We start from the raw sequence: 7,500 nt of genomic DNA, 5'->3' as shown, positions 1-7,500 counted from the left end.
TGCTCCGCCAGCTCCAGGGTGCCTTCATCCGCCGCCGGCGCCACGGCCTGCACCACCTCGAGATCTACGCGACCACCGAACAGTTCGAACACCTCATCACCGTCATGAACACCGCCACCAACCCCCGCACCGGCAACGGCGGACCCTCCTTAGTCGCGGACACCGGCGAGGGTCCTGGCGCCGCAGCCACTGCCGCCGGCGATGGCTGGGCCGCAGACACAGCGTCCGGTGTTGGGTGGGCTGCAGGCGCAGCCGCCGGCGATGGTTGGGCCGCAGACACTGCTTTCGGTGTTGGGTGGACCGCAGACACTGCCGCCGGCATCACCGGCGCTGGTTGGGCTGCAGGCGCAGCCTCCGGTGTGGGTTCGGTCGCCGGAGACAGGTGGGCTGTAGGCACCGCCTCTGGTGAGGGTTCCGTCAGTGCGGCCGCCGCCCGGGTCGTGGCCTGCGTTTCCTGTGCTGCCGGCACGGATCCGGTGGGCGCGGGCGCGTCGGCTGCCGACACCGATCCGGTGGGCGCGGCCGCGCCGGCTGCCGTCCCCGCCCTGGAGGACCGGCCCGTCCCCGGCGGTTGGGCCGCCGCGGCGGAGGACCCCGCGCTGCCGGTGCTGGACCTCCGCTCCCGCCCGCAGAAGCTGCTCGACGGCCTGGTCGGTGCATGCAAACTCGCCCTCGCCGCCGGAACCCTGCCGGCCGCCGGCGGGCTGCGTCCGCAGGTCATGGCCACCATCGACTACCGCGACCTGCTCACCCGGCTCCAGGACAGCGCCGGCGCCGCGCCGGAGGCCGTCCCCGCAGGCTTCCGCCAGTCGCCGGGCCCGGTGGGCACCGGGTCGCTGCTGTTCACCGGGCCCGTCACCGCCTCCACCATCCGGAAGATCGCCTGCGACGCGGACATCATCCCGGTCCTGCTCGGCGGCGAGGGCCGGGTCCTGGACATCGGCCGGGCCTCCCGGGTTTTTCCGCCGCACATCCGCAAGGCCCTCACGGCCCGGGACCGGGGCTGCGCCTTTCCCGGCTGCACCATCCCCGCGCCCTGGTGCGAGGCCCACCACATCGATTACTGGTCCCGCGGCGGGAGCACCGGAACCGAGAACGGGGTCCTGCTCTGTTCCCATCACCATCACGTGATCCACAAGGAACACTGGACCATCCTGCTCCGCACCGGGATTCCCTGGTTCATCCCGCCGCCCCACCTCGACCCCCGCCGGCAGCCCCGGCGCAACCACTACTTCCGGCCAGCAGATCCAGCGGCTGCCGCGTGACAGGGTGCCCTGCGGCGTCGACCGCGGCACCCCACGATGGCTCCACGACGGCTCCACGACGGCAGCCTGGGCCGTGACCACTCAAGCTCGGACAGGGCTCGCGGCACCGCAGTCAGCGGCCCACGTCACCCGGACTGTCGTACCGGCCACGCCGTTGGCGGCCGCGGGGAACGCGCTTTCAGTTTCTCAGGTACGTGGGGCACGTGGAGGAGTATTATTCCTTCCGGGGGGCGGGCCTGGAAAGAGAATAGCCATGCTCAAGGACAAGCAAGTCGGCGCAGTGCTACCGGCAGCAGACATCACCCGTGCAAGGAATTTCTACCGCGATAAGCTCGGGCTCGAACCCGAAAACCCGGATGCCCAAGATAACCTGCAGTACAAGTGCGGCGGCGGAACCGGGTTCCTGCTATACGAGACGCCTAACGCCGGCACCGCCAAGAATACGCAGATCGGCTGGTCGGTCGACGACCTGCCGGCTGCCGTCGCGGAGCTACGGGCCAAAGGAGTCGCCTTCGAGGAGTACGACTTCCCCGGACTGAAAACCGAGGACGGCATCGCCAGCACCCCCGACGGAAGCACGGCCGCGTGGTTTCTGGACACTGAGGGGAACATCCTGAGCCTGAACCACATGGCCTAGGTGCCAGTCGGCGGACTGCAGGCAAGATCCTGCCGGGAATCGAGTTGCCGGACACAAGCCCAGACACGGAGTCTGGGCATGCAGCCCGGACACGGAGCCCGGCAACAAAGCCCAAACGCAAGGATCAAACACAAGCCCGGTCGGATCGCGGAAGCGCGGCCCGGCCGGGCTATGTGCGCGCCCAGGGCCGGGCTTCGTGCATCCCTGAGGTTACTGGTCGGTGCCGGCGTCCGGTTCCTCTGACCACGCCATGCTGGGTCCAATCGCGTCGATCGCCTGGGACAGCGGGATTCCGGAGCCGTCGCGGCGGCCATGCTCGCCGGGGAGTGAGCGCGCCACGCCGGCAAGTGAGGAAGCCTTGGCCGGACCGTGGCCGGCCCAGCCGAGGAGCAGTGTGTCCTCGCCCTTGAGGAAGCGGTGGGCCCGCACCCCGGCAGTGGCCCGGCCCTTGACCGGGTATTCGGCCAGCGCGGTGACCTTCGCGGCCCCCGGGGCCGTGCCCGGCAGGGCGCCGTCCGTCCCCGCGATGGTCACGACGACGGCGGCGTCGTCAGCGGGGCTGGCGGTCCCGAAGAACATCACCCTGTCCCCGGCGGCCAGCTTGATCCCGGCCATGCCGCCCGCGGTCCGGCCCTGCGGGCGGACGGCGGAGGCACTGAAGCGCAGCAGCTGGGCCTGGCGCGTGATGAAGACGAGGTCGTCGTCGTCGGACCCGGCCGGTGCAACGCCAACCACGGTGTCCTTGTCCTTGAGTGCGATCACTTCCCAGTCCTCGCGGTTCAGCGGATAGTCCGGCTGCACCCGCTTGACCACGCCCTGGGCGGTTCCGATTGCGAGGACCTGGTCCAGCGGCGCGAAGGCCACCAGCGACTCGCCCTTCAGGAGCGTGATGAAATCCTTGGCTGCGACGCCGCCGGCCATATTCGGCGTGCCTGAAGTCGGGGGCAGCACGGGCATGTCCATGACCTGCAAGCGCAGCATGCGGCCCTGCGAGGTCACGGCTGCGATCTCGCCGCGGGCGGTGGTCTTGACCACCGAGGAGAAGACGTCATGCCGGGTCCGCGGACCGGCCTCGGCCAGGCTGTCCTGGTTGGCGGTGCGGGCGATCTGCCCGGACACGGTGAGGATGGCCCAGCAAGGATCGTCCGCGATCTCAAGGGCAAGCGGTGCGGCCTTGCCCTTGGCGCCGTTGGCTGCGCCCACTGCGGCTGCCACGGTGGGGGAGACGGCCTCCGATTCCAGCAGCACGGTCCGGCGCGGCGTGCCATATTTCTCCGCGATCTCACCCAGTTCGTCCGACACCAGGGCACGGAGCAGCGCGGGGGAGCCCAGGACAGCCTCCAGCTCGGCGATCTCCCGCCGGAGCTCCTCCTGCTCCTTCTCCAGCTCGACCCGGGAATACTTGGTCAGCTGCCGCAGCCGCAGTTCCAGGATGTAGTTGGCCTGGATCTCGGTGAGATCGTAAATGGACATCAGCCGGGACCGGGCCGCGGCAACCTCGTCGGAGGACCGGATGATCTGGATGACCTCGTCGATGTCCACGATCGCGACCAGCAGGCCCTCGACCAGGTGCAGGCGGTCTTTCTTCTTGCCCAGCCGGAAGCCAGTGCGGCGCCGGACGACATTGATCCGGTGGTCCACGTAGACCGAGAGCAGCTGGAGCAGCCCGAGGGTCTGCGGCTGGCCGTCGACGAGGGTGACGTTGTTGATGCCGAAGGAGTCTTCCATCGGGGTGTAGCGGTAGAGCTGCTGGAGCACGGCGGTGGGATTGAAGCCGTTCTTAAGCTCAATGACCAGGCGCAGGCCGTGCTTGCGGTCCGTGAGGTCCACGACGTCGCTGATGCCGGTGAGCTTCTTGCCGTTGACGGCGTCCTTGATTTTCTCGATCACCTTCTCCGGCCCCACCATGTACGGCAGTTCCGTGACCACCAGGCCGGTGCGGCGGGCCGAGAGCTGCTCGATGTCCACCTTCGCTCGGGTCTTGAAGGAGCCGCGGCCGGTGGCGTAGGCGTCGCGGATGCCGTCCAGGCCCACGATCCGGCCGCCGGTGGGCAGGTCCGGGCCGGGGACGAACCTCATGACGTCCTCAAGCGTGGCGTCCGGGTTGTCGATCAGGTGCCGGGCGGCGGCGATGACTTCCACGAGGTTGTGCGGGGCCATGTTGGTGGCCATGCCGACGGCGATGCCCGTGGCGCCGTTGACCAGCAGGTTGGGGAACGCGGCCGGCAGCACCTCCGGCTGGGTCAGCTGGTTGTCGTAGTTGGGAACGAAATCGACGACGTCCTCGTCGAGGTGGTCCGTGAGGGTCAAGGCCGCGGCCGCCAGCCGGGCCTCGGTGTAGCGGGGGGCCGCGGGGCCGTCGTCGAGCGAGCCGAAGTTGCCGTGCCCGTCGATCAGCGGCAGCCGCAGGGAGAAGTCCTGGGCCATGCGCACCATGGCGTCGTAGATCGCGGCGTCGCCGTGCGGATGCAGCTTGCCCATGACCTCGCCCACCACGCGGGCGCTCTTGACGTGGCCGCGGTCCGGGCGCAACCCCATGTCCGACATCATGTAGAGAATTCGCCGCTGGACGGGCTTCAACCCGTCGCGGGCGTCAGGGAGCGCCCGCGAGTAGATCACCGAATAGGCATACTCGAGGAATGAGCCTTCCATCTCGGACGTGACATCGATATCAACGATGTTCTCGGTGAAATCCTGACTGGCTTCCCCGGCCGGGGGCGTGGTTTGGCGGCGTGCCATAAGGCTGGTGGATCCTTCTGAGGGTGCTGAACGGGTACTGCGTAAGTTTATGACTAGGCTAAGCCTATGGTGGATCAGCCGGCGGACGGCGTATATCCGGAATATTGGGAAGCCGATGTTGTCCTGCGCGACGGCGGCACAGCGCATGTGCGCCCCATCCACCCCTCCGATGCAGATGCCGTTCAGGCCTTCCACGTGGGCCAGTCCCAGAAGTCCATCTACATGCGCTTCTTCGCCTTCAAATCCAAGCTTTCCAGCAAGGAACTCAAGCGCTTCACCGAGGTGGACTTTAAGGACCGGGTGGCCCTTGTGATCACGATCGGCGGCGAAATCCTGGGCATCGGCCGCTATGACCGGCTCGACGACCCTGCGGAGGCCGAAGTCGCTTTCAACATCGCCGACGCCCACCAGGGCCGCGGCATCGGCTCGATCCTGCTCGAACACCTCGCCGCCGCCGCCCGTGAAAACGGGATCCGCAAATTCAGCGCTGAAGTGCTTCCGGAGAACCGCAAGATGCTCATGGTCTTCTCCGATGCCGGCTACGACGTCAAACGGCACTTCGACGACGGCGTGATCAGCCTTGAGTTCAACATCGACCCCACCGACAAGTCCCGCGCCGTGATGGAATCCCGGGAGCACCGCGCCGAGGCCCGCAGCATCCAGGAACTGCTCGCCCCGTCCTCCGTGGCCGTGATTGGCGCCAGCCGCAAATGGGGCACCGTGGGCTACCAGCTCCTCGAGCACGTCATAGAAGGCGGGTTCAGCGGCCCGGTCTATGCAATCAACCCGGAGGCCCTGGAACTCGCCGGCATGCTCTCCTTCGCCCGGCTCTCCGAGGTCCCCGGCCCGGTCACCCTCGCCATCATCGCGGTCCCGTACGACGAAGTACCTAAGGTGGTCGAGGAATGCGCCGCCGCTGGCGTCAAGGGGATCGTGGTGGCCACCGCCGGGTACGCGGACGACGGCGAACGCGGTCTGGCCCGCCAGCGCGAGCTGGTGCGGCAGGCCCGCGCCAACGGGATGCGCGTGATCGGCCCGGCGTCGCTGGGCATCGTCAACACCAACCCGGCCGTGTCCCTCAACGCCTCGATGGCGCCCGCCTTGGCCCGCCGCGGCGGCCTGGGGCTGTTCAGCCAGTCTGCCGCGATCGGCGTCTCCCTCTATGCCGCCTCCAGTCGTCGCCGGGTGGGCATCTCGACCTTCCTCTCCGCGGGCAACCGGGCGGACGTCTCCGGCAACGACATGATGCAGTACTGGGAGGACGACGCCGACACCACTGCGGTGGGCCTGTACCTGGAATCGATCGGCAATCCGCGCAAGTTCTCCCGGCTGGCCCGCCGCCTGGCCCGGACCAAGCCCGTGATTGTGGCCAAGTCCGACGCCATGGGCCTGAACCTGCCGCCCGGGCACGCCGTCCGTACCACCCTGGCGCCCCCGGAGGCGCTGGACGCCATGATGCGCCAGGCCGGCGTGATCCGGGTCGAGACTATCGAAGAGCTCATGGACGTCGCCCAGATCGTGTCGAGCCAGCCGCTGCCCAAGGGCGCCGGGATCGCCGTTTTCAGCAACTCGCGCGCCCTGGGCAAGGTGGTCGCGGACAGTGCCGCCCGCCAGGGGCTCGGGGTGGAGCGGATTGTTGCCGACGTCGATCTCGAAGCCGGCATGTCCCGGGCGCTGCCAGCCCTGCGGCGGAGCCTGCAGGAAACCCTCACCCCGGACACTGTGCATGCGGCGGTTGTGGCTCTGCTTCCGGCGCGCGGTCTCACTGTCGAAAAGATCGCCGGCGTCCTGGCCGAATGTTCCGCGGCGGCCGGCAAACCGGTGGTTGCCGCCTTTAGCGGAATCCTTGACCCCTCCATTTACGTGGAAGGCATGGTCGGAGCGGAACCGGAGCAGCCACACCAGCCCCTGCTTGCTCCACCTGTTCCGTGCTACTCCAACCCGGGGGCGGCGGTGGCGGCCCTGGCCGCCGTCGTGCGCTACGCCCAGTGGCTGGACCGGGATCAGGGCCTGTTTGTGGAACCCGAAGGTTGCCGCCCGGCGGCTGCCCGGGCGGACCTGGAGCTGCTGCTGGGCAATGTGGGCGGCGAGCAGCTCGTCCGGCTGGACCAGGACACGGCCGCGCAGCTGCTGGGCCACTACGGCATCCGGCTGGTTCCGTCCGTCGGGTTCGAGACGACGGAGGAGGCCGTGGCAGCGGCCGAGCAGCTCGGCTGGCCTGTGGCTCTGAAGACCACGGATCCCGCGCTGCGGCACCGGCTGGACCTGGGAGGTGTGCGGCTGGACATCCAGGACGCTGATTCGCTGCGGCGCAACGTGCTGCAGATGCGCAAGTCGCTGGAACGTTACGGCTCCCCGTCCCTCGAAGTGCAGACAATGGTGCCCGTGGGGCAGGCCTGCACATTCCGTGCCATTGAAGATCCGCTGCTGGGGCCCGTGATCTCCTTCGGCCTGGCCGGCGACGCCGTGAACCTGCTCGATGACTGGGCCCACCGCGTGCCGCCGCTCTCCGGCTCCGACGTCCAGGACTTCATCCGGGCGCCCCGGGCGTCGCGGAAACTCTTCGGGTATCAGGGCCTGCCCGCCGTAGACGTCACGGCCCTGGAGGACCTCGCCGCCCGCCTCACCAGGCTGAAGGACAACCATCCGGAGATCGCGCTGGTGCACTTCAACCCCGTCCTCGCCGGGCCCGACGGCGCCTCGATCCTTGCCGCCGACGTCAGGATCGCGAACGCCGCCCAGCGGACGGACAGTGCGCGCCGGGCGATGCGCAGCTAGGCCCCTGCTTGCCGGTGCGGCCCTGCCGGCCGTCCCAGCCGGCGTCGGCGTCCGGGGCCGGCAGTTAGCAAGTCCCCTGCC

Annotated in this window: 4 protein-coding genes; 3 read left to right on the top strand and 1 reads right to left on the bottom strand. The window is 68.9% G+C overall.

Annotated features, from left to right (window positions below; translation table 11 throughout):
• Positions 1-1,265 (top strand): HNH endonuclease signature motif containing protein (locus tag M2428_RS05880; protein WP_277524516.1); only part of this gene is annotated, 1,265 nt, incomplete at its 5' end.
• 253 nt (positions 1,266-1,518) lie between these two features.
• Positions 1,519-1,902: a VOC family protein gene (locus tag M2428_RS05875; RefSeq protein ID WP_277524515.1), complete on the top strand. Its 384-nt coding sequence runs from the start codon at positions 1,519-1,521 to the stop codon at positions 1,900-1,902.
• Between the two features lie 210 nt (positions 1,903-2,112).
• On the opposite strand, the gene M2428_RS05870 is transcribed toward M2428_RS05875, so the two are convergent.
• The gene (locus tag M2428_RS05870; RefSeq protein WP_277524514.1) at positions 2,113-4,641 is read right to left on the bottom strand and encodes a DNA topoisomerase IV subunit A; all 2,529 of its coding nucleotides are present in this window, start codon (positions 4,639-4,641) and stop codon (positions 2,113-2,115) included.
• Positions 4,642-4,707: 66 nt separating this feature from the next.
• On the opposite strand from M2428_RS05870, the gene M2428_RS05865 reads away from it, so the two are divergent.
• Positions 4,708-7,419 (top strand): GNAT family N-acetyltransferase, encoded by a 2,712-nt coding sequence (locus tag M2428_RS05865; protein ID WP_277524513.1) that lies wholly within the window; start codon positions 4,708-4,710, stop codon positions 7,417-7,419.
• Positions 7,420-7,500: the final 81 nt, after the last annotated feature.

This window comes from Arthrobacter sp. ES3-54, from assembly GCF_029504395.1.
Taxonomy (GTDB): Bacteria; Actinomycetota; Actinomycetes; order Actinomycetales; family Micrococcaceae; genus Arthrobacter.
This window is presented reverse-complemented; position numbering and strand designations above follow the sequence as displayed.

What these genes read in the sequence shown, in the direction of transcription:
- M2428_RS05875 (WP_277524515.1), top strand. Translation starts at nt 1,519, where the DNA reads ATGCTCAAGGACAAGCAAGTCGGCGCAGTGCTACCGGCAGCAGACATC.
- M2428_RS05870 (WP_277524514.1), bottom strand. Translation starts at nt 4,641, where the DNA reads ATGGCACGCCGCCAAACCACGCCCCCGGCCGGGGAAGCCAGTCAGGAT.
- M2428_RS05865 (WP_277524513.1), top strand. Translation starts at nt 4,708, where the DNA reads ATGGTGGATCAGCCGGCGGACGGCGTATATCCGGAATATTGGGAAGCC.